The following is a 19,910-nucleotide window of genomic DNA, read 5'->3' on the forward strand; positions in this document are numbered from 1 at the left end:
GGGAAAACCGGACAACAAAAAGGGGAGCTGCCTCCCCTCTGTCACTCGGTGGCGTGCCGCACGCCGTCAATCCTGTGCTAACTCCCAATAAGGCACCATCTGCAGCGCCTGCAGGCGCGCCTGATCCAGCTCCAGCAGGCGCGGGCTGATGCGGGCGGTCAGCCACTCCTCCAGTTCCAGCCGCTGGGCGGTGGCCAGCTCAGGCGCCAGCCTGTCCAGCACCTCGAAATGCTCCAGCTCCTCCATGCGGCGCAACAGGCTCTGCCAGGGCAGGCGGAAGCCCTGCCGGGACTCTTCCTCGTAGAGATTGGCAAAGCTGACGCCCACCAGCAGGTTGCGTCTTAGCTTGCCCACCAGGCTCAGATAGCCGTCATAGTCCAGGGTCGGCTGGCGCAACTCCGCCTCATGCAGCTCCTGCCAGCTGATGACCAGCTGGGTAGTGGCGAAACTCGGCAGGGGGGCATCCCGTTGCGGATCCGGCTGTTCCAGCTGGCGCTGCTCCAGATAGACCCAGCGGGTGATGGCCAACAGCAGGCTGGTGTAGCGAGCACTCTGCAGCAGACTGCGCACCTGGGCACTGTCCGGCAAGGCCCCCTGCTGCTGCTCCAGCACCGTCAGCAGCGCATTGTGGCAACGCAATGCCCGCAGGTAATGCGCCCGCTCGGCGGTGAGCCGCTGCAGGGCCTGGGCCTCATCCAACCAGGCCAGCTCGCCCTCCAGCCAGGCCAGCTCGTCCTGCCAGGGGCGCGGCCCCAGGGGCAGATAGATGTCGGCGAAGATCATCTGGGCCTGGCGCACCAGGTTGACCCCGCTACGCAGCTGCACCAGTGCCTCGACGCTGGGATGCTCCATAAACAGCTGTTCATGGTACTGCCAGTGGGCCAGGGCATACTGCAGCACGCAGAACAGTCCCTGGCCCACCGTCATGGATGGGCTGACCGGCGCCAATCCCATGCGCCGGATGGGGGCCTCGCTGGCCAGGCCTGCCAACTGGTAACCCCGCTGGGCCTTCGACTGGCCGCCCAGCCGCAGGCCGCCTAACTGCACCAGGGTTTGCGCCAGATCGAACAGGGCGGTCACCTGGCCACTGACCAGCTCCAGCTCCAGCTCCCCGATGGGCTCCTGCTGCTCGCCGGCCAGGATCTGGCCCTGGTCAAACGCCACCTCGACCCGGCTGCCATCATTCATGGCCACCAGCCAGGTCTGCCGATGGAAGTTGGTACAGAACAGCGGCTTGAGGGAGGCCTGCAGGCCGGCCACATCGGTGCCGACCGGCCAGATGTCCGCCGGGAAGGCCGCCAGATCAGGCCAGTCCTGCTGGACGGGCAGGTTGTATTCGGGACGCTGATACAGGCCGCCCACCACCTGTCCGGCGGTCTTGATGGTCTGCTGACGGGACTCATCCCGCCGGCGGATGCGCAGACCACAGTCCAGGGCCCGCAACCGCTGATCCGGGGTATCAAAATAGGTGTTGGCCAGGTCCATCTGCGCCTGCTCCAGCACCTGGAATTGCGCCAGGCAAGCCGGTAGCTGCGACGCCACCGTCTCGCTGGCAAGAAATTTCAATTCAACTTCAGTTTCCATTCGAACATCCGGAATTTGGCAGGGAAGAGGTGTCTTGATAGAGCGCAAAAAGAAGACAAAAAAAGCCGTCGGAAACCTACAATTCAAGTGCCCATTACAGTTTTATTACCGGGCGACTTGGGCTACCATGCGCGCCTTACCCGAGTTCGGGTGAGCATTATTTCAACCACACAGGTGTGTGTCATGCCAGTTAATACCATTTTGGGACTCTTTGCCAAGTCCCCGATCAAACCCCTACAGAAGCACATTGCCAAGGTGCATCAGTGCTGCGAGCAACTGCTGCCCTTCTTCATGGCCGTGGCGGAAGATCGCTGGGACGAGGCGACCGTCATCTATGGTCAAATCAATCAAATGGAAAAAGAGGCCGACGTGCTGAAGCGGGAAATCCGCCTCAAACTGCCCTCCGGCCTCTTCATGCCCCTGGCGCGAACCGATCTGCTGGAAATGCTGACCCAGCAGGACAAGATCGCCAACCGGGCCAAGGACATCTGCGGCATGATGCTGGGCCGCAAGCTGACCTTCCCCGCCGACCTGAGCCAGGACTTCCAGGCCTATATCAAGCGCTGCCTGGACGCCACCGAGCTGGCAGTCAAGGCCATCGGCGAGTTGGATGAGTTGCTGGAAACCGGCTTCCGCGGTCGCGAACTGCAGCTGGTGGAAGAGATGGTCAAGCAGCTGGACATCATTGAAGACGATACCGACCAGTTGCAGATCGGCATTCGCCGCAAGATTTTCGCCCGGGAAAGCGAGTTTAACCCGGTCGATGTCATCTTCCTCTACAAGGTGCTGGAAAAGATCGGTGACCTGGCCGACCAAGCAGACCGTGTAGGCGCCCGCCTGGAACTCATGCTGGCACGCAACTAACCCACCAAAGGTATAGTCATGGAAATTCTTGCGCAATACGGCACCCAGCTGGTGCTGATCGCTGCCCTGTTCGGTCTGCTGATGGCCTGGGGCATTGGGGCCAACGATGTCGCCAACGCCATGGGGACCTCCGTTGGCACCAAGACACTGACCATCCGTCAAGCCATCATCATCGCCATGATCTTCGAATTCACCGGCGCCTACCTGGCCGGCGGTGAAGTCACCTCCACCATCAAGGGTGGCATCATAGATCCCATCGCCTTCACCGCGCATCCCGACGTGCTGGTGCTGGGCATGATCGCCTCCCTGCTGGCTGCTGGTGTCTGGCTGGTGGTGGCCTCCTTCTTCGGCTGGCCCGTCTCCACCACCCACTCCATCGTGGGTGCCATCGTCGGCTTCGCCGTCGTGAGCCTGGGTGCCAATGCCGTACAGTGGGACAAGTTCGGCAGCATCGTCGGCTCCTGGGTGATCACCCCGGCCATCGCCGGCCTCATCGCCTATGTGCTGTTTATCAGCGTTCAGCGGCTCATCTTTAATACCGATAACCCGCTGGAGAACGCCAAGCGCTACGGCCCGGTCTACATCTTCCTCTCTGCCATGGTGATCTGCCTGGTCACCCTGCAGAAGGGGCTGAACCATGTGGGTCTGCCGTTGACCAGCAACGAGAGCACCCTCATCTCACTGGTCCTCTCCTTGATCGCAGCCATCGGCGGCATCTTCTTTATCCGCCGTCTGCGTTTCAACCCGCAGGATGACGTCAAGATGCACTACTCCAACGTGGAGAAGGTGTTTGGCGTGCTCATGATAGTCACCGCCTGTGCCATGGCCTTCGCTCACGGCTCCAATGACGTGGCCAACGCCATCGGTCCGCTCTCCGCCGTGGTCTCCGTGGTGTCCCATGGCGGTGCCATCAGCGCCAACAGCGCCATCGACTGGTGGGTGCTGCCTTTGGGCGCCGTCGGTATCGTACTGGGGCTAGCCATGATGGGCCACAAGGTGATGGCGACCCTTGGCACCGGCATTACCCACCTGACCCCCAGTCGTGGTTTTGCCGCCCAGCTCGCCACCGCCAGTACCGTGCTGCTGGCGTCCGGCACCGGCCTGCCCATCTCCACCACCCAGACCCTGGTGGGGGCCATCATGGGGGTCGGCCTGGCCCGCGGCATCGCCGCCATCAATCTGGGGGTAGTGCGCAACATCGTCATCTCCTGGGTGGTGACCCTGCCCGCCGGCGCCCTGCTCTCTATCCTCATCTTCGGGTTGCTGGAAAAGATTTACCTCTAACGACACAAACGGCGCCCTCTGGCGCCGTTTGCTTGTTCTGCCTGCGGGCAACCGGTACCATCGGCGAATCCTTACCGACGATGGAATCCATATCGTGAAACGCCTTCTCCCCCTGCTGCTTCTCTGCCTGCCTCTGGGCCTGCACGCTGCCGAAACCCGCTACGTCAGCGAGAAGCTGCACACCTTCCTGCTGGCCGGCCCCGGCAAGCAGTTTCGCATCCTGGGCAGCCTCAATGCCGGCGAACCTGTCACCCTGCTGAACCTGGATGACTCCGGCAAGTTCGCCCAGCTTACCGATGCCCGCGGCCGCACCGGCTGGCTGCCGGTGGCCCAGCTGCAACAAGCCGAGAGCCTGGCCAGCCGCCAGCCGAAGCTGGAGCAACAGCTGAGCGAGCTGCAGGCCAAGCTGGCCAGCAAGGACAGCGACACCGCCAAGGCACTGGATGAGACCCAGCAACAACTGGGTGAAGCCCAGGCGCAGCTGGCCAGCCTGGAGGCGAGCCTCAAGCAGAAGCAGGGGCAACTGGAGAAGCTGGTGGCGGAAAACGAACGGCTGGCCAAGCAACTGGGAACCGAGGAGCATGACGAGCAGATGCGCTGGCTGCGCAACGGCGGCCTGGTGGCCGGACTGGGCGCCCTGGCCGGGATAGTGCTGGTCTACCTGCCCCGGCCGCGTCGGAAGAAGAGTGAAGGCTGGATCAACTAACCCCAGGCCAATCGGTCAGGGCTTCCAGGCTGAAGCTCTGACCGGCCACCCGCAGGATGGCGCCTTCCGGCAAGATCTGCAGCAGCACCACGCCAGGCGCCACCTCATCCCCCTCATAGCGATCCATGCCATTGAGATTCACCACCCGCTTGCTGGGATCCGACGAGAACACGTGCGAGCGATAGCTCAGCGGCGGCACCCGGCGGGCTATGGTATCCGGCAGGGCACTCAAGGGCACCACCCCCGAGATCTCGCCATGGGCCTGCTCGGGAATGGCGGCCGACTCCGGCTGTTGCGCCTGGGCGGCCAAAGCCGCCTGGAAGCGGCTGGCCAGATCCGCTGACACCCCGTCCAGATCCATTGCCGCCGTCTGGCCATCCCCGCCCGTCGGCGCATCGGGCTCCACCACTGGTGCCGGTGGGGCCGGCAGGGCGCGGGTTAGAAAGCGGGCTGGCGTCTCCGACGGCCCATAGGGCAAGGGGGTCGGCTCAGTGATCTCGTGACGTAGCTGCTGCGGTTTGAGGTTGACCCAATGCCAGGCCAGATTCGCGCCCATGCCGAGCCCCAGACACAGTGGCAGCCCCAGCAACCAGCCCAGCCGCCGCCGACTGCGTTGCTCCACCCCCAGCCCTAACCCCAGGCTGGCCTCCAGCGCGGCACTGCGCCCCCCTTGGCGGCGGGCCTTCAACAGCATGGACATCAGCTTTCTCCTTGTTCTGCCGGGCTATCTTGCCGCAGCACCAGCCGCGGCATGCCCGTCCGGCTACGGGCATTGAGCCGGATCAGGGTCTGGGGACCGGCCACCCCGTCCACTGCTAAGCCTTCTTGCTGCTGGAAGCGCCGCAGCCGATCCGCCAGGGTACTGTCGAAGCGCCGCAGGGTGCGCGCCGGCTCGCCCAGCGCCTGGCTCAGCGCCGTCTCCAGCCATTGCACCGAGGGCCCCCGGCTCTTGACGGAGATGACGCCGCCGCTGCCGGCGGGCACCGCCCACAGCAGGGTATAGTCGTCGCCCCACATCTGTTTGAGCCAGCTCAGATCCACCCGCCAGCTCTCGTCCCCCAGCAGCAGATCCGCCTGCTGATCCTCCACCTGCAGCAAGGTGGCGTAGCTGGCCAGCCCGTCCTCATCCACCAGCCGGATGACCGCCGGGTGGTCGAGGGCCAGCAGGTCGTCCAGGCTGCCGGCGCCCAGCTCGCAGCGCAGATCGGCGCGATAGGCCTGACTGCAGTCCGCCTCATCCAGGGTCACCTCATAGCCCCACACCCGGTACAGCTGCTGCAGCGCGCCGCTCTCCTCGCTGGCCAGTTGCCGTGCCTCCTGGAAACGGCTCACCAGATCTGCATCCACCGGTTGCTTGACGGTGACCGTCACCTCCTCCACCGGCGCCGTGGGCAACCAGCCCCACTGCTGCCAGCCAAACCAGCCCGCCGCCAGGAAGGCGGCGCCACACAGGGCAAACAACAGACCCGGCGCCGAGCTGCTCCGCTGGCCATAGCCCAGGGCCTCCTCCGCAGCCTGGCGCACCAGCTTGGGGCTAATGCGCGGCTGGCCGGCACCGTAGGCCCCCAGCAGGGCCCGCTCGCAGATCAGGTTGATGAGGCGGGGGATACCGCCGCTGACCCGGTGCAGCACGGTGATGGCGCTGGGGGTGAACAGGGGCTGCAGGCAGCCGGCCACCTGCAGGCGAAAGCGCACATAGGCATCCACGTCCGCCCGGGAGAGGGGCAGCAGGTGATAGCGGGCCGTGATGCGCTGGGCCAATTGCCGCAGCAGCGGCTGTTGCAGCAGTTGCTGCAGCTCGGGCTGACCGATGAGCACCACCTGCAGCAGCTTGGCCTCATCGGTTTCCAGGTTGGTGAGCAGGCGCAACTGTTCGAGCACCTCGGGGGTGAGATGCTGGGCCTCGTCGATCAGCAGCACGGTGCGCCGACCAGCCGCCAGGTTCTCCTGCAGCCGCATCTTGATCAGATCGAACAATCCCTTGAGGCCGGCAGCCGGTTCGTAAGCCAGCTGCAGCTCGTCGCACAGGCATTGCAACAGCTCCAGGGGGCCCAGGGTGGGGTTGTGCAGCACGGCCAGCTGGGTCTCATCGTCCAGCTGACGGCGCAGGCAGCGGGAGACCGTGGTCTTGCCGGTGCCCACCTCGCCGGTGAGCAGCACGAAACCGCCGCCCTCTTGCAGGCCATAGCTCAGGTGAGCCAGCGCCTCGGTATGGCGCTCGCTCATGTAGCAGTATTTGGGGTTGGGGGACAAGGAGAAGGGGTTCTCCGCCAGTCCGAAAAATGCCTTGTACATTCCAGCTCTCCCTGGGCTAGGCCGCCAGTCAGCCGGGAACAGGCCTCGTTGGGTGACGGCAACCCGGTCGCAGGGTAAAGCCTGCCCCCGGTGAAGTCAAAGACCGCTATAATGCCCCGACCGGGATTTGGGAGGTGTATGTGGAAATCTATCTGGTTGGCGGCGCGGTGCGTGACGAATTGCTGGGCCTGACGGTCCACGAACGGGACTATGTGGTGGTGGGTGCCCGGGCCGAGGCATTGCTGGAGCAGGGTTTCACCCCGGTGGGCCGCGACTTCCCCGTGTTCCTGCATCCCCAGACCAAAGAGGAATACGCCCTGGCCCGCATCGAGCGCAAGCAGGGCCACGGCTATACCGGCTTTGCCTGCTATGCCGCCCCCGAAGTGACCCTGGAAGAGGATCTACTGCGGCGGGATCTCACCATCAACGCCATGGCCCGGGATGCCCAGGGCCAGCTGCACGATCCTTACGGCGGCCTGGCAGATCTGCAGGCCCGCCGGCTGCGCCATGTCTCGCCGGCGTTTGCCGAGGATCCCCTGCGGGTGCTGCGGGTGGCGCGCTTTGCCGCCCGCTTCCATGAGCAGGGCTTCACGGTGGCCCCCGACACCCAGGCTCTGATGCAGCAGATGGCCGCCAGCGGCGAGCTGGATCACCTGACGCCGGAGCGGGTGTGGAAGGAGCTGGACAAGGTGCTCGCCGGCCCCCATCCCCAGGTGTTCTTCGAGGTGCTGCGAGCCTGTGGCGCCCTCAAGGTGCTGCTGCCCGAGCTGGATCGGCTGTTTGGCGTGCCCGCCCGGCCCCAGTGGCACCCGGAGATCGATACCGGCGTCCACGCCCTGATGGCCATCGCCCAGGCGGCCCGCCTGAGCCAGGACACGGCGGTGCGCTTTGCCACCGTCTGCCACGACTTCGGCAAGGGACTGACCCCGGCCCATATCCTGCCCAGCCATCACGGCCATGGCGAACGGGGCCTGCCCCTCATTCAGGCGGTGTGTGAACGCTTCAAGGTGCCCACCGAGCACAGAGAGCTGGCGCTGCTGGTCAGCGAGCTGCACTCCCTCATTCATACCGCCCTGGGGCTCAGATCCAGCACCCTGCTCAAGCTGTTCCATCGGGTGGACGGCTGGCGCCGTCCCCAGCGGCTGTATCAGCTGCTGGACTGCTGCCGGGCCGACTTTCATGGCCGACTGGGCTTTGAGGATCGCCCCTACCCCGAGCCAGAGTACATGGCGGCGGCGTTTGAGGCAGCCCGGGCTGTGCCGGTGCAGCCGATAGTGGCCGCCGGCTACCGGGGCGAAGCCATCCGCCAGCAGCTGGATCGCGCCCGCCTGCTGGCCATCCGCGAGGTCAAACGCCAGTGGAACGAGCGCTGATCACCAGAAGAAGATGAGCAGCAGGGCCCCCAGCAACAGCCGGTAGAGCACGAAGGGCCACAGGCCGATGCGGCTGATGGCCTTGAGGAAGAAGTGGATCACCGCCAGGGCGCTGGCGAAGGAGACCCCGACGCCCAGCAGCATCTGCCCCCAATCCACCACCTCCGGGCTGGCCACCAGCTTGAGGCTCTCGTAGCCGCCGGCCAGCACTATGATGGGGATGGAGAGCAGGAAGGAGAAGCGCGCCGCCGCCGCCGGCGTCAACCCCAGCAGCAGGGCCGCCGTCATGGTAATGCCGGAGCGGGAGGTGCCGGGAATGAGCGCCACCGCCTGGGCCAGGCCCACCAGCAGGCCGGTTTTCAGGCTGATGCCTTCCAGAGGCTGCGTCTTGCGCCCGCGCCGATCCGCCCACCACATCAAGAGGCCAAACACCAGGGTGGTGATGGCGATGACCCGGGCGGAGCGCAGGTATTCGCTGATGAGATCGTTGGCCAACCAGCCGAACAGGGCCGCCGGCAGGGTGCCCAGCAAGATGATCCAGGCCAGCTTGGCCGCCGGCTCATCCCGCCGGCCGCCCAGGGAGCGCAGCCAGGCGCCCAACAGCTGGCGCAGCTCCCGCCAGAAGTAGCCCACCACCGCCAACAGGGTGCCCAGGTGCACCGCCACGTCAAAGGCGATGCCCTGATCCGGCCAGCCCAGCACCTGAGACGGCAGTATCAGGTGAGCCGAACTGGAGATAGGCAGAAACTCGGTCAGCCCCTGCAACAGGGCCAACACCAGGGTATGCAGTGTGGTCATGAGGGTGATACCTATGTCAGGGTGAAACCTATGTCGAAGGGACGGACCAGGCCAGGGCAACGGGTTGAAGCGGTGCGTCCTGCGGAAAGTGCTGCCACAGCTCGGCCAGGGTCCGGCCCACCACCGGATGACACCACTGGGGCGCCAGCTCGGCAAAGGGTCGCAGTACAAAGGCGTTATGCAAGATTTCGGCCCGTGGCAGCTCCAGCGGCTCCGTGAGCACCCAATCATCGAAGCTCAGCAGATCCAGATCCAGGGTGCGGGAGGAGAACTTCTTGGCATCCCGAGGACGACCGTGCTGGAACTCGATCTGCCGCAAGCCCTGCCGCACGGCCTCCAGGGACAGAGGCGACTGGGCCCCCACCACCAGGTTGAGGAAGTCCTCCCCCGTGAAGCCCTTGGCCGGGCTGCGATAGACGGGGGAGACCGCCAGCGGGCCCAGCCAGCGATAGAGGGCGTCCAGTCCGGCACACACATGGTGCATGGGGTCGATATTGGAGCCCATGCCGATGTAGATCTGTGCCATCAGGCCTCCCGCACTATCTCCACGCCCACCTCGCGGGCATTGGCCACGGCTCCGGGCTTGGCCACTCGCACCCGCACCCGCGCCACACCAAACTCGCCGAGGATGACGCACGCCACCCGCTCGGCCACCGTCTCCACCAGCTCGAGCGGGGATTGGCTCACCAGATCGGTGACCCGGCGGGACAGGCGGTCATAATCCAGCGCCAGGGCAATATCGTCCCGCTCGGCGGCCGGGCGATTGTCATGATCCATCTCCAGATCCAGCACCAGCTTCTGGCGAATGGACTTCTCCCAGTCGTAGACCCCAATGGTGCAGTACACCTCCAGGCCAGTGATAAACACCTTATCCATCTGTGTCCTTTCTCTGTTAGGCTGTGAACGACTGTCTAAAAAACAGGTCGGATACCTCTTGACCAGCCAACAGGCTATGATGGTGGTCATTCGAGGGCGGGATCATACCCCAGCCGTGATGAACAAATACAGCGAGGAACATGACCCCTATCTCCCTGAGCATGATAGTGCTGGCCTACTTGTTCGGCTCCATCTCCAGCGCCGTGCTGGTGAGCCGCTGCTATGGCCTGCCCGATCCAAGGGGTTATGGCTCCCACAATCCCGGCGCCACCAACGTGCTGCGCCAGGGCAGCAAGCTGGCCGCCCTCTGGGTCTTGCTGTGCGACATGCTCAAGGGCACAGTGCCCGTCTACCTGGCCTGGTACCTCAAGGTCAGCCCCTTCTACTTAGGGCTCATCGCCATCGCCGCCTGCCTGGGACACATGTATCCCCTGTTCTTTCAGTTCCGCGGCGGCAAGGGCGTCGCCACGGCACTGGGCGCCCTGATGCCCATCGGCCTGGACATGGGCGCCTTCATGATCTGCAGTTGGCTGATCGTGCTGCTGCTGTCGGGCTACTCCTCGCTGGCGGCCATCATCGCCGCCCTGCTGGCGCCCCTCTATACCTACCTGCTCAAACCCGAATACACGCTGCCGGTGGCCATGCTCTGCTGCCTCGTCATCTACCGGCATCACGAAAACATCAGCCGGCTGCTCCATCATCAGGAGCCCCGGCTGTGGCATAAGCGCGGCTCAAACCGGCGGCAGTGAGTCCAGACTCCAGCGCGGCTTCACCACCAGCTCCAGGCCCACCGTCTGTCCGGCCTTCAAGCGCTGCAGGCCGGCATAGGCGATCATGGCGCCGTTATCGGTACAGTATTCGGGGCGCGGATAGAACACCTGGCCCCTGAGCTCGGCCATCATCTCGGCCAGCTGCGCCCGCAGCTGGCGGTTGGCGCTGACGCCGCCGGCCATCACCAGCCGGTTAAGCCCGGTCTGCTTCAGGGCCCGCTTGCACTTGATGGCCAAGGTATCCACCACCGCCGACTGGAAAGCGTGGGCGATGTCGGCCCGGGTCTGGGCATCGTCACCCTGCTGATGGATGGTGTTGGCGGCAAAGGTCTTGAGACCGGAGAAGCTGAAATCCAGACCGGGCCTGTCGGTCATGGGCCGGGGAAAGACGAAGCGCCCCGGGGTGCCGGATTCGGCCAGACGGGCCAGCTGCACGCCGCCGGGGTAATCCAGCCCCAGCAGCTTGGCGGTCTTGTCGAAGGCCTCGCCGGCGGCGTCATCCACCGACTCGCCGAGGATCTGGTAACGGCCTATGCCATCCACCCGCACCAGCAGGGTGTGACCGCCGGAGACCAGCAAGGCCAAGAAGGGAAATTCCGGCGCCGTCTCCTCCAGCATGGGGGCCAACAGGTGGCCCTCCATGTGGTGCACCGCCACCGCCGGCTTGTTCCAGGCCAGGGCCAGGGAGCGCCCCACGGTAGCCCCCACCAGCAGGGCCCCCACCAGACCCGGGCCCGCGGTATAGGCTACCCCGTCGATCTCATCGGATCCGCAACCGGCCTCGGCCAGCGCCGCCTGGATCAAGGGCAGGATCTTGCGCACATGATCCCGGCTCGCCAGCTCAGGCACCACACCGCCGTAATCGGCATGCAGCTTGACTTGGCTATACAATTGATGACTGAGGATCCCGAGGCGATCATCGAAGATCGCAATCCCGGTCTCGTCACAGGAAGTTTCGATACCTAAAACGCGCATGAGGGCAAAATTTGGCTGCTAACTTGAGCGCGGTATGGTACATTCCGGCGGTTTTTTAAACCAGCAGGATCTGTTCGGGGTTTACTTGCCCCCTTGCTTGGGATTAAAATTCCGCACCATTTTTAAGTCAGGCTGGCCTGCATCGGCCAACCAACCACACAGTCACCGAGGTGAGAGGCACATGCCAGTAATTAAAGTACGTGAAAACGAGCCGTTTGATGTCGCCCTGCGTCGCTTCAAGCGTTCTTGCGAAAAGGCCGGTATCCTGTCTGAAGTTCGTAGCCGTGAGTTCTACGAAAAGCCGACTACCATCCGCAAGCGCGCCAAGGCTTCCGCAGTTAAGCGCCACGCCAAGAAGCTGGCTCGCGAAAACGCTCGTCGTAACCGTCTGTACTAATCGGCCGGTCACCCGCCGAGGACGCTGAACCATGTCACTGCAAGAACAGATCAAAGGCGATCTCAAGCAATCCATGCTGGCCAAAGATAAGGCCCGCGTTGGAACCTTGCGCCTCCTGATGGCCGAAATCAAACAGGTGGAAGTGGATACCCGCACCACCCTGGCAGACGCTGACATAGTGGCGGTCATCGCCAAGATGGTTAAGCAGCGTAAGGATGCCATCAGCCAGTTCGAAAGTGCAGGACGCCAGGATCTAGCGGATGCCGAGCAGGCCGAAATCGGCGTGCTGCAGTGCTTCCTGCCTCAGCCACTGAGCGAAGCCGAGCTGGATCAGATGATCGATGCAACGCTGGCCGAACTGGGTGTCAGCGGCATGCAAGCCATGGGACAGGTGATGAACACCCTGCGTCCCAAGGTCCAAGGGCGGGTCGACATGGGTGCCCTGAGCGCCAAGATAAAGGCGCGGTTGGCATAGTCCGTGACGTTTCCGATAATAGGCCGCGCCGTCGTATGATAGCGCGGCTTATTTATTTGTGCGGAGTGTAACTTGGCAGGCAGGATCCCCCAGTCTTTTATCGAAGATCTCCTGGCCCGGACCGATATCGTCGAACTGATCGACAGCCGGGTACAGCTGAAGAAGGCCGGCAAAAACTACCAGGCCTGCTGCCCCTTCCATAACGAGAAGAGCCCCTCCTTTTCCGTCAGTCCGGACAAGCAGTTCTACCACTGCTTCGGCTGCGGCGCCCACGGCAACGCCATCAGCTTCATGATGGAATATGACGGCCTGGGTTTTCGCGATGCCATCGAAGAGCTGGCCGACCTACACGGCCTGAAGATCCCCGAAGAGAGCCAGGACAGATCCGGCCCGGATCCCCAGGTAGCCCGGGATCATTACCAACTGCTGGAGCAGGCCAACCAGTTCTACCAGAGTCAGTTGCGCCAGGCGCCAGCGGCCATCGACTACCTCAAGGGGCGCGGCCTCAGCGGTCAGGTGGTCAAGCAGTTTGCCATCGGCTATGCCCCGCCCGGCTGGGACGGCCTGCGTCAGTTGCTGGTGCGCAACCGCCAGAGTGAAGAGCAGCTGGAAACCCTGGGCATGCTGATCAAGAAGGAGCAGGGTCGCAGCTACGATCGCTTTCGGGATCGCATCATGTTCCCCATCCGCGATCGCCGGGGCCGCATCATCGGCTTTGGCGGCCGGGTGCTGGGGGACGGCACCCCCAAGTACCTCAACTCCCCCGAGACCCCCATCTTCCACAAGGGCAAGGAGCTGTACGGCCTCTATGAGGTGCGGCAAGCCCACAAGGAACCCGCCCGCATCCTGATCGTGGAAGGCTACATGGACGTGGTGGCCCTGGCCCAATACGGCGTCGACTATGCGGTGGCCTCGCTGGGCACCTCCACCACCGCCGAGCACATGCACCTGCTGTTTCGCACCACGGCCCAGGTGATCTGCTGCTACGACGGTGACAATGCTGGCCGGGAGGCCGCCTGGCGCGCCCTGGAAAATGCCCTGCCCTGCCTGCAGGACGGCAAGGAACTCAAGTTCGTCTTTCTGCCGCCGGAGCACGATCCCGACTCCTTCATCCGTGCCGAGGGCAAGGCCGCCTTCGAGCAGGCCCTGGATCAGGCCCAGTCCTTCAGTGACTTCCTGTTCGAACGGCTGGCACGGGATCTGGCATTGGAAGGGGACGCCGGCAAGCACGAGCTGGCCAACAAGGCCATCGCCCTCATCCGCCGGGTTCCGGAAGGCTTCACCCGGGAGGGCCTGATCACCCGTCTCTCCAGCCAGTTGCGCTGGGGGGAAAACGAGAAGCGCCTCAAGGAGATACTGGCCCGGCAGGAGCGCCAGGCCCAGGAGCCGAGGCCGGCGGGCACCAAAGTTGGCAAGATCAAGCTGACCCTGGTGCGCCGGGCCATCGCCCTGGTGGTACAGCACCCGGCCATCGCCGCCGAGCTGCCGCCGCTGCCGGATGAGCTGCGCGCCCTCAAGCAGCCGGGCATCGGCTTCTTGCTGCAGCTGCTGGCCCAGGTGCAGGCCCGCCCCCTCACCACAGGCCAATTGCTGGAGCAGTGGCGCGGCACCCGGGAGGGGGATGGCCTGGCTCAGCTGGCCAGCCTGGAAGAAGTGGCCATCGGCGAGCATATCCGGGAAGAGCTGGAAGACACCTGTGCCCGCCTCATCGAGCTCTATCTGCAACAACGGCTGGATGAACTGCAGGAAAAAGGCAGCCAAGGCAGGCTCAGTACCGAAGAAACCCAGGAGCTGATGCTGCTGCTAAGCGAACGTAGCCAGCGCGGCGGTTAGGGAAAACCCAGCGCCGAGGCATCCGCGGCAATGGCGCCGAGACAGAAAAAGAGTGGCCTGGCTATTGAAATTTGATCACGACGCCCCTATACCTTGGGGACGCCCGGCTACGGGAAACAGAATTAGACGTGAAAAGAGTGAATATGCAGACCGATTTGCCCGGCCACAAAGCCCGGGGCAGCGGTCTTTTACGCATTAACCAAGGCGAACGTGCTTTTTTGGTGAAATTTTGCTACTATCGCCGGCTTCGCACGTGACGGTATCAGACACCCTTGCAACACCAACCGGATGAGTTCTATGGAGCAAACCCCGCAGTCGCAGCTTAAACTCCTTGTTGCCAAAGGTAAAGAACAGGGCTATTTGACCTATTCCGAGGTCAACGATCACCTGCCACAGGACATCGTTGACTCGGATCAGATAGAAGACATCATTCAGATGATCAATGACATGGGTATCCAGGTGGTGGAGAACGCCCCGGATGCCGATGATCTCATCATGACCGAAAGCGCCGCCGATGAAGATGCGGCCGAGGCCGCCGCCCAGGTGCTGGCCTCAGTAGAATCCGAAATCGGCCGCACCACGGATCCCGTGCGCATGTATATGCGCGAAATGGGCACGGTGGAACTGCTGACTCGTGAAGGCGAAATCGACATCGCCAAACGCATCGAGGATGGCATCAATCAGGTGCAGAGTTCCGTGGCCGAGTACCCGGAAGCCATCACCTATCTGCTGGAGCAATACGACCGTCATGACGCCGGTCAGTTGCGCCTGTCCGACATCATCTCTGGCTTCGTCGATCCCAACGAGACCGACGACATGGCTCCCACCGCCACCCATATCGGTTCCGAACTGGGTGAGGATGAGCTGGAGGACGAGGACAAGAGCAGCGCGGACGAGGATGAGGACGAGGACGAAGACGGCGACGGTAACAGCGACGACAGCAGCGATGATGACGGCGGTCCGGACCCGGAAGTCGCCCGTCAGAAATTCGCCGAGCTGCGTGAGCAGTACGAGCATACCCGTGTCAGCATCCGCAGCCTGGGCCGTGAACATCCCGATACCCTGAACCATATCCAGCTGCTGGCCGATGTGTTCCGCCAGTTCCGACTGGTACCCAAGCAATTTGATCGCCTGGTCTCCAACATGCGCGACATGATGGAGCGGGTGCGGGTGCAGGAGCGCATCATCCTGAAGGCCTGTGTCGAACAGGCCAAGATGCCGAAGAAAAACTTCGTTGCCGCCTTCACCAACAACGAGTCAGATCTCGCCTGGTTCGAAGCGGCCAAGGCGGCCGGCAAGAGCTGGTCCACGGCCCTGCAGGCGGTGGATGAAGATGTGCAGCGCAGCATCGTCAAGCTGCAGCAGATCGAGGAAGAGACCGGCCTGGTCATCGCCCAGATCAAGGACATCAACCGCCGCATGAGCATTGGTGAGGCCAAGGCCCGCCGTGCCAAGAAGGAGATGGTGGAAGCCAACCTGCGTCTGGTGATCTCCATTGCCAAGAAGTACACCAATCGGGGTCTGCAGTTCCTGGATCTGATCCAAGAAGGCAACATTGGTCTGATGAAGGCGGTGGACAAGTTCGAGTACCGTCGCGGCTACAAGTTCTCCACCTACGCCACCTGGTGGATCCGGCAGGCCATCACCCGCTCCATCGCGGATCAGGCGCGGACCATCCGTATCCCGGTGCACATGATCGAGACCATCAACAAGCTCAACCGTATCTCCCGCCAGATGCTGCAGGAGATGGGCCGCGAGCCCAATCCGGAAGAGCTGGCCATGCGCATGGGCATGCCAGAGGACAAGATCCGCAAGGTGCTGAAGATCGCCAAGGAGCCCATCTCCATGGAGACGCCCATTGGTGATGATGAAGACTCTCATCTGGGGGACTTTATCGAGGACACCACCCTGGCCCTGCCCGCCGATGCGGCCACCAGCGAGAGCCTGCGCAACGCCACCCGCGAAGTGCTGGCCGGTCTGACCGCCCGGGAAGCCAAGGTGTTGCGCATGCGCTTCGGCATCGACATGAACACGGACCACACCCTGGAAGAGGTCGGCAAGCAGTTCGACGTCACCCGGGAGCGGATCCGGCAGATCGAGGCCAAGGCACTGCGCAAGCTGCGCCATCCCAGCCGCTCAGAAGTGCTGCGCAGCTTCCTGGACGAATAAGCGCTCCCATCAACAGGTTGATGCATTTATGTGCATCTAACCTGTTGATATCTGGACGCACAGAGTCGGTATCTCTATAATCCAGTCCACATTTCGGCCCCTTAGCTCAGTGGTTAGAGCAGGCGACTCATAATCGCTTGGTCCACGGTTCAAGTCCGTGAGGGGCCACCATACAAAACAAGGGCTTACAGCGATACGCTGTAAGCCCTTATTCTTTTCACGCCCTCCCCCTACCCCGCTGCGCCCTATTTTTCTGGCCATATTGTGGCGCCGGTAAGTGCCCCGTATAATCGAATCGTTTTGTGACCAAGATCAATATAACAAGGTCAAACGCCACTCTTGATATGACACGCACTGCCCTGACCGCAGGGCATCAGGGATACGATGCTTATGAAGAAAATGCTTGTTGCAGCAGTCCTGCTGGCCATCGCTAGCCCCATCTGCCTCGCCAAGGTGAGCGATGGCGGAACCCTGGCCCATGAAAATAATGGCAACGGCCACGCCTATGCCTACGGTCACGATAAGACAGGAACAGACCAAGGTGCTCAGGACGATCTCTTCTCTGCGGACGAGACCCCAGATAATCCCTTGCTGGACGCGACCAATGGCAGTATCCAGGTAACAGGAAGCATCAGCAATGCCGTCCCAGAGCCCAGCGCTCTGGCACTGCTGAGTCTTGGTTTGTTAGGTCTGCTGCTGAGCCGCCGCCTTCGCAGACGCTGAACGGGGCGCAAGCCGTTTCAGGCTAAATTCAGCCCACATGGCAATAGACAGGGGCAAGGCTAATCCCTCGTTTGAAACGGATGATCTACCATCTGCCTGTTGTGCCAAGGCTGTTTGAATTTTAGACTGGTTATGCAACTCATCCCGGCTGCCTTTGCCGCGGATTCCCAAGCTAACTAAGGAAGGAAGAATAATGAGAAAACGACTCTACGCCCTACCTCTGATGTTGGCCATGCTGTCACCCGGCGCCTTTGCCGAGGTGATCGATCTGAGCAGCTGGACGGCCAACGGCAATGTCATCAGCTCCAGCAGCGGTGCCATTCTCTCCACCACCAAGAACCACAACTACAGTACCGCCAGTTACGGTGGCACCACAGGATCTACCCTGTCCACTGTGCTGGAACTGGTGGCCGGTAGCGTGATCTCCTTTGACTGGAACTTCACCACCAGCGACTACAGCCCATACAACGACTTTGCCCTGTTTATCATCGGTGATGAAGCCACCACCCTGGCGGACGTGCTGAGCCTGGGCAACACCCCAGCCACCACTCGTTCTACCGGCTGGCAGAGCTTCAGCTACACGGTAGAGACCACGGGCAGCTCAGCCGTCACCTTTGTGGCCAGCAACGCCCTGGACAAGAAGTTCCAGTCCACCCTGCAAGTCAGTAATCTCACCGTTTCCGCCGTGCCGGAGCCGCAAACCTATGCCCTGCTGGGTATTGGTGTGATTGGCCTCTTGCTCTCCCTGCGGGCTCGTCGACAAGGCGCCACACCGGCCTAAACCGGTAAAGCGTGTGGAGTTGCAAAGGCCCCCGTGATGGGGGTTTTTTATTGCCTGCACACTGCCGAGACGTACCGCCTCTTTGCCTCGCGCCTGTCAAAGTTCGCAGGTCAACCCGGCATAGCCCAGGATCACATTGCCTCAGTCAGAGCCCCTCCCTATACTGCGCAAGTTTCGAACAGCACCACCGGTCGAAATAACCGAGCCATCCCCCATGCGAACGGATGACTCAAGCTCACACACGACTCAAGGAAGATACTCATGAAAAAGAGCCTTATCGGTCTGGTACTCCTGGCCAGTGGTCTGAGTGGCATGGCCCACGCAGAACTGCAGGATCTCACCAGCTGGACTGCCGTCGGCACTGTCGATGCTTTGGGCAGTGGCGCTATCCTCGACACCAGTGGCAGTAGTGCGGATACCAGCGCCTGGGGGGGCACCACCGGCTCCTGGCTGAGTCAGGTATTCAACCTGGTGGCAGGCTCCACCATCAGCTTCGACTGGACCTTTAGCTCCAGTGACTACCTGCCGTTCAACGACTTTGCCCTGTTCAGCTACAACGACGACGTCTACACCCTGTCCGACGTGGCCGCACTGGGCAATACCTCGGGCAATACCAGCTCCAGCGATTGGTATAACTTCACCTATACGGTTGCCAATAGCGGTTCGGGTACCGTCACCTTTTTGGTAAGCAATTACCAGGACAGCGCCGTCGGTTCCACCCTGACCCTGAGCAATGTCAACGTGGCTGCGGTGCCGGAGCCGGAAAGCTATGCACTGCTGGCACTGGGTGCCTTCGGGCTGTTGCTCTCCCGCCGTCGTCGGGCTCTGTCCCGCAAGAACTAAACGGCTGGCAGCCGGTGTGACATCCGAAGGCCCCCTCTGATGGGGGTTTTTTATTGCCCCGAATGGACCGCCTGGCTCACCGGTGCCCAGCGAAAACGCCGCCACTCGGTCTGCATCTTGGCCGGCAGGAAGCTCCAGGCCACAAATCGGCTGCGTTTGTTGCCCTGGGCCATGGCCACCTCACGGATGGCCTGGGCCCCCGCCTGTTGCAGCGCCTGACGCACGGGTGCCACATTCTCCTGCTTGGACAGCAGACAGCTGAACCAGTGACACTGGCCGGCAAAGTCGCGGCTCTGGGCCACCATCCGCAGCACGAAGCCCAGCTCGCCGCCGGGGCACCACAGCTCGTTGTGCTGACCGCCAAAATTCAGGGCTGGCGCGGGTTGCTTTTCTCCCTTGGCCAGCCCCAGGTTGCGCAGCTTGCGCCGGGTGCCCTCGGCGGAGGCTTCGGCTGAGGCATGAAACGGCGGGTTGCACAGGGTCAGGTCGAACAGCTCACCCGGCTGGATGATGTTGGCAAACAGCTGCTGCGGATCCGGCTGGTGGCGGCATTCCAATCCTGTGGCCAGGGTCGGATTAGCCTGCCGCAGCCGGGCCACGGCCGCCAGGGCCCCCGCATCGATGTCCGCCCCGACAAACGACCAGCCATAGCAATGCCGACCAATGATGGGATAGATGGCGTTGGCCCCCACGCCCACATCCAGCACCCGGATGGTGGGCCCGCAGGGGATCCCTTTGGCTGTCTGCAGCAGATCCGCCAAATGGTGCAGGTAATCGGCCCGCCCCGGGATGGGCGGACAGAGGTACCCCTCGGGAATATCCCAATGCTGCAGGCCGTAATAAGCGAGCAACAGGGCCTGATTGAGGGCCTTGACCGCCGCCGGATCGGCGAAGTTGAGGGTCAGATCACCGCGCGGGCTGGGCTGGACAAAGGCGGCCAGCTCTGGGCTGGCCGCCAGCAAGCGGGAGAAGTCGTAACGACCTTGATGCAGGTTACGGGGGTGCAGGCCGGAAGGGGTAGGAGCCATGGTGAGGATCGACGCAGGGGAACAGGCCCGTCAGTGTAGCCCATTCCCGCCGCCGACTAAACGCGCCTAAATAGCTGATCCTAATGCCGCTCCAGTTGCATAAGCCCATGTCCGCAGCCAGGGAATGGTGCGGCAT

Annotated in this window: 20 protein-coding genes and 1 tRNA gene; 13 read left to right on the forward strand and 8 right to left on the reverse strand. The window is 62.8% G+C overall.

The features are described from left to right. Positions 1-66: 66 nt before the first annotated feature. Positions 67-1,584 (reverse strand): CYTH and CHAD domain-containing protein, encoded by a 1,518-nt coding sequence (locus tag ABD847_RS11140; protein ID WP_345012977.1) that lies wholly within the window; start codon positions 1,582-1,584, stop codon positions 67-69. A gap of 183 nt (positions 1,585-1,767) precedes the next feature. Between ABD847_RS11140 and ABD847_RS11145 the strand changes: the two genes are divergently transcribed. The 3 genes from ABD847_RS11145 to ABD847_RS11155 all read left to right on the forward strand — a co-directional run bounded on the left by ABD847_RS11145 (position 1,768) and on the right by ABD847_RS11155 (position 4,438). Then, positions 1,768-2,448, forward strand: coding sequence for a TIGR00153 family protein (locus ABD847_RS11145; protein ID WP_345012979.1), 681 nt, complete (start codon positions 1,768-1,770; stop codon positions 2,446-2,448). A gap of 18 nt (positions 2,449-2,466) precedes the next feature. After that, complete coding sequence (locus ABD847_RS11150; protein WP_345012981.1) at positions 2,467-3,732, forward strand: inorganic phosphate transporter; 1,266 nt, start codon at positions 2,467-2,469, stop codon at positions 3,730-3,732. 94 nt (positions 3,733-3,826) lie between these two features. Beyond that, a complete protein-coding gene (locus ABD847_RS11155; protein ID WP_345012983.1) occupies positions 3,827-4,438 on the forward strand; it encodes a TIGR04211 family SH3 domain-containing protein in 612 nt (203 codons plus the stop codon). Here the strand turns inward: ABD847_RS11155 and ABD847_RS11160 are convergent. Both ABD847_RS11160 and ABD847_RS11165 read right to left on the reverse strand, forming a co-directional pair. After that, the gene (locus tag ABD847_RS11160; RefSeq protein ID WP_345012984.1) at positions 4,431-5,138 is read right to left on the reverse strand and encodes a general secretion pathway protein GspB; all 708 of its coding nucleotides are present in this window, start codon (positions 5,136-5,138) and stop codon (positions 4,431-4,433) included. The two genes, ABD847_RS11155 and ABD847_RS11160, sit on opposite strands and share 8 nt — an antisense overlap. Beyond that, positions 5,138-6,733 (reverse strand): ExeA family protein, encoded by a 1,596-nt coding sequence (locus tag ABD847_RS11165; protein ID WP_345012986.1) that lies wholly within the window; start codon positions 6,731-6,733, stop codon positions 5,138-5,140. Before ABD847_RS11165 ends, ABD847_RS11160 begins: the two co-directional genes overlap by 1 nt. Before the next feature lie 140 nt (positions 6,734-6,873). Between ABD847_RS11165 and ABD847_RS11170 the strand changes: the two genes are divergently transcribed. Then, positions 6,874-8,106: a multifunctional CCA addition/repair protein gene (locus ABD847_RS11170; RefSeq protein WP_345012988.1), complete on the forward strand. Its 1,233-nt coding sequence runs from the start codon at positions 6,874-6,876 to the stop codon at positions 8,104-8,106. Here the strand turns inward: ABD847_RS11170 and ABD847_RS11175 are convergent, their stop codons facing one another. From ABD847_RS11175 to folB, 3 genes are read right to left on the reverse strand one after another with little or no spacing between them, the layout of a single operon-like run. Further along, positions 8,107-8,904, reverse strand: a complete 798-nt coding sequence (locus tag ABD847_RS11175; protein WP_345012990.1) for an undecaprenyl-diphosphate phosphatase — start codon at positions 8,902-8,904, stop codon at positions 8,107-8,109. It abuts the gene before it with no gap. Between the two features lie 28 nt (positions 8,905-8,932). Continuing rightward, a complete protein-coding gene (gene folK / locus ABD847_RS11180; RefSeq protein ID WP_345012992.1) occupies positions 8,933-9,430 on the reverse strand; it encodes a 2-amino-4-hydroxy-6-hydroxymethyldihydropteridine diphosphokinase in 498 nt (165 codons plus the stop codon). After that, positions 9,430-9,780 (reverse strand): dihydroneopterin aldolase, encoded by a 351-nt coding sequence (folB, locus tag ABD847_RS11185; protein ID WP_345012994.1) that lies wholly within the window; start codon positions 9,778-9,780, stop codon positions 9,430-9,432. The genes folK and folB overlap by 1 nt, the downstream gene beginning before the upstream one ends. 140 nt (positions 9,781-9,920) lie before the next feature. On the opposite strand from folB, the gene plsY reads away from it, so the two are divergent. Further along, complete coding sequence (plsY, locus tag ABD847_RS11190; RefSeq protein WP_345012996.1) at positions 9,921-10,529, forward strand: glycerol-3-phosphate 1-O-acyltransferase PlsY; 609 nt, start codon at positions 9,921-9,923, stop codon at positions 10,527-10,529. Here the strand turns inward: plsY and tsaD are convergent. Further along, positions 10,512-11,525: a tRNA (adenosine(37)-N6)-threonylcarbamoyltransferase complex transferase subunit TsaD gene (tsaD, locus tag ABD847_RS11195; protein ID WP_345012998.1), complete on the reverse strand. Its 1,014-nt coding sequence runs from the start codon at positions 11,523-11,525 to the stop codon at positions 10,512-10,514. The genes plsY and tsaD overlap by 18 nt on opposite strands. A gap of 181 nt (positions 11,526-11,706) precedes the next feature. Here tsaD and rpsU point away from each other — a divergent pair, with 181 nt between their 5' ends. From rpsU to ABD847_RS11235, 8 genes are all read left to right on the forward strand, one after another. After that, on the forward strand, positions 11,707-11,922 hold the full coding sequence (rpsU, locus tag ABD847_RS11200) for a 30S ribosomal protein S21 (RefSeq protein ID WP_345013001.1): 216 nt from the start codon (positions 11,707-11,709) through the stop codon (positions 11,920-11,922). A 31-nt stretch (positions 11,923-11,953) separates the two neighbouring features. Continuing rightward, entirely contained in the window at positions 11,954-12,397 is a 444-nt protein-coding gene (locus ABD847_RS11205) for a GatB/YqeY domain-containing protein (protein ID WP_345013003.1), read from the forward strand. A 72-nt stretch (positions 12,398-12,469) separates the two neighbouring features. Beyond that, the gene (gene dnaG / locus ABD847_RS11210; protein WP_345013005.1) at positions 12,470-14,230 is read left to right on the forward strand and encodes a DNA primase; all 1,761 of its coding nucleotides are present in this window, start codon (positions 12,470-12,472) and stop codon (positions 14,228-14,230) included. Positions 14,231-14,527: 297 nt separating this feature from the next. Then, positions 14,528-16,399: an RNA polymerase sigma factor RpoD gene (gene rpoD / locus ABD847_RS11215; RefSeq protein WP_425568455.1), complete on the forward strand. Its 1,872-nt coding sequence runs from the start codon at positions 14,528-14,530 to the stop codon at positions 16,397-16,399. 95 nt (positions 16,400-16,494) lie between these two features. Further along, a tRNA-Ile gene (locus tag ABD847_RS11220) sits at positions 16,495-16,570 on the forward strand. A 219-nt stretch (positions 16,571-16,789) separates the two neighbouring features. Beyond that, positions 16,790-17,122 carry a PEP-CTERM sorting domain-containing protein gene (locus tag ABD847_RS11225; RefSeq protein ID WP_345013009.1) on the forward strand — a complete coding sequence of 111 codons (333 nt, stop codon included), beginning with the start codon at positions 16,790-16,792 and terminating at the stop codon, positions 17,120-17,122. Between the two features lie 193 nt (positions 17,123-17,315). Continuing rightward, positions 17,316-17,903 carry a PEP-CTERM sorting domain-containing protein gene (locus ABD847_RS11230; protein WP_345013011.1) on the forward strand — a complete coding sequence of 196 codons (588 nt, stop codon included), beginning with the start codon at positions 17,316-17,318 and terminating at the stop codon, positions 17,901-17,903. A 261-nt stretch (positions 17,904-18,164) separates the two neighbouring features. Continuing rightward, positions 18,165-18,746, forward strand: a complete 582-nt coding sequence (locus ABD847_RS11235; protein WP_345013013.1) for a PEP-CTERM sorting domain-containing protein — start codon at positions 18,165-18,167, stop codon at positions 18,744-18,746. Positions 18,747-18,796: 50 nt separating this feature from the next. Here ABD847_RS11235 and rlmF read toward each other — a convergent pair whose 3' ends face one another. Next, complete coding sequence (gene rlmF, locus ABD847_RS11240) at positions 18,797-19,783, reverse strand: 23S rRNA (adenine(1618)-N(6))-methyltransferase RlmF (protein WP_425568457.1); 987 nt, start codon at positions 19,781-19,783, stop codon at positions 18,797-18,799. Between the last annotated feature and the right edge of the window lie 127 nt (positions 19,784-19,910).

This window comes from Pseudaeromonas paramecii (assembly GCF_039540575.1).
GTDB classification, from domain to species: Bacteria; Pseudomonadota; Gammaproteobacteria; order Enterobacterales; family Aeromonadaceae; genus Pseudaeromonas; species Pseudaeromonas paramecii.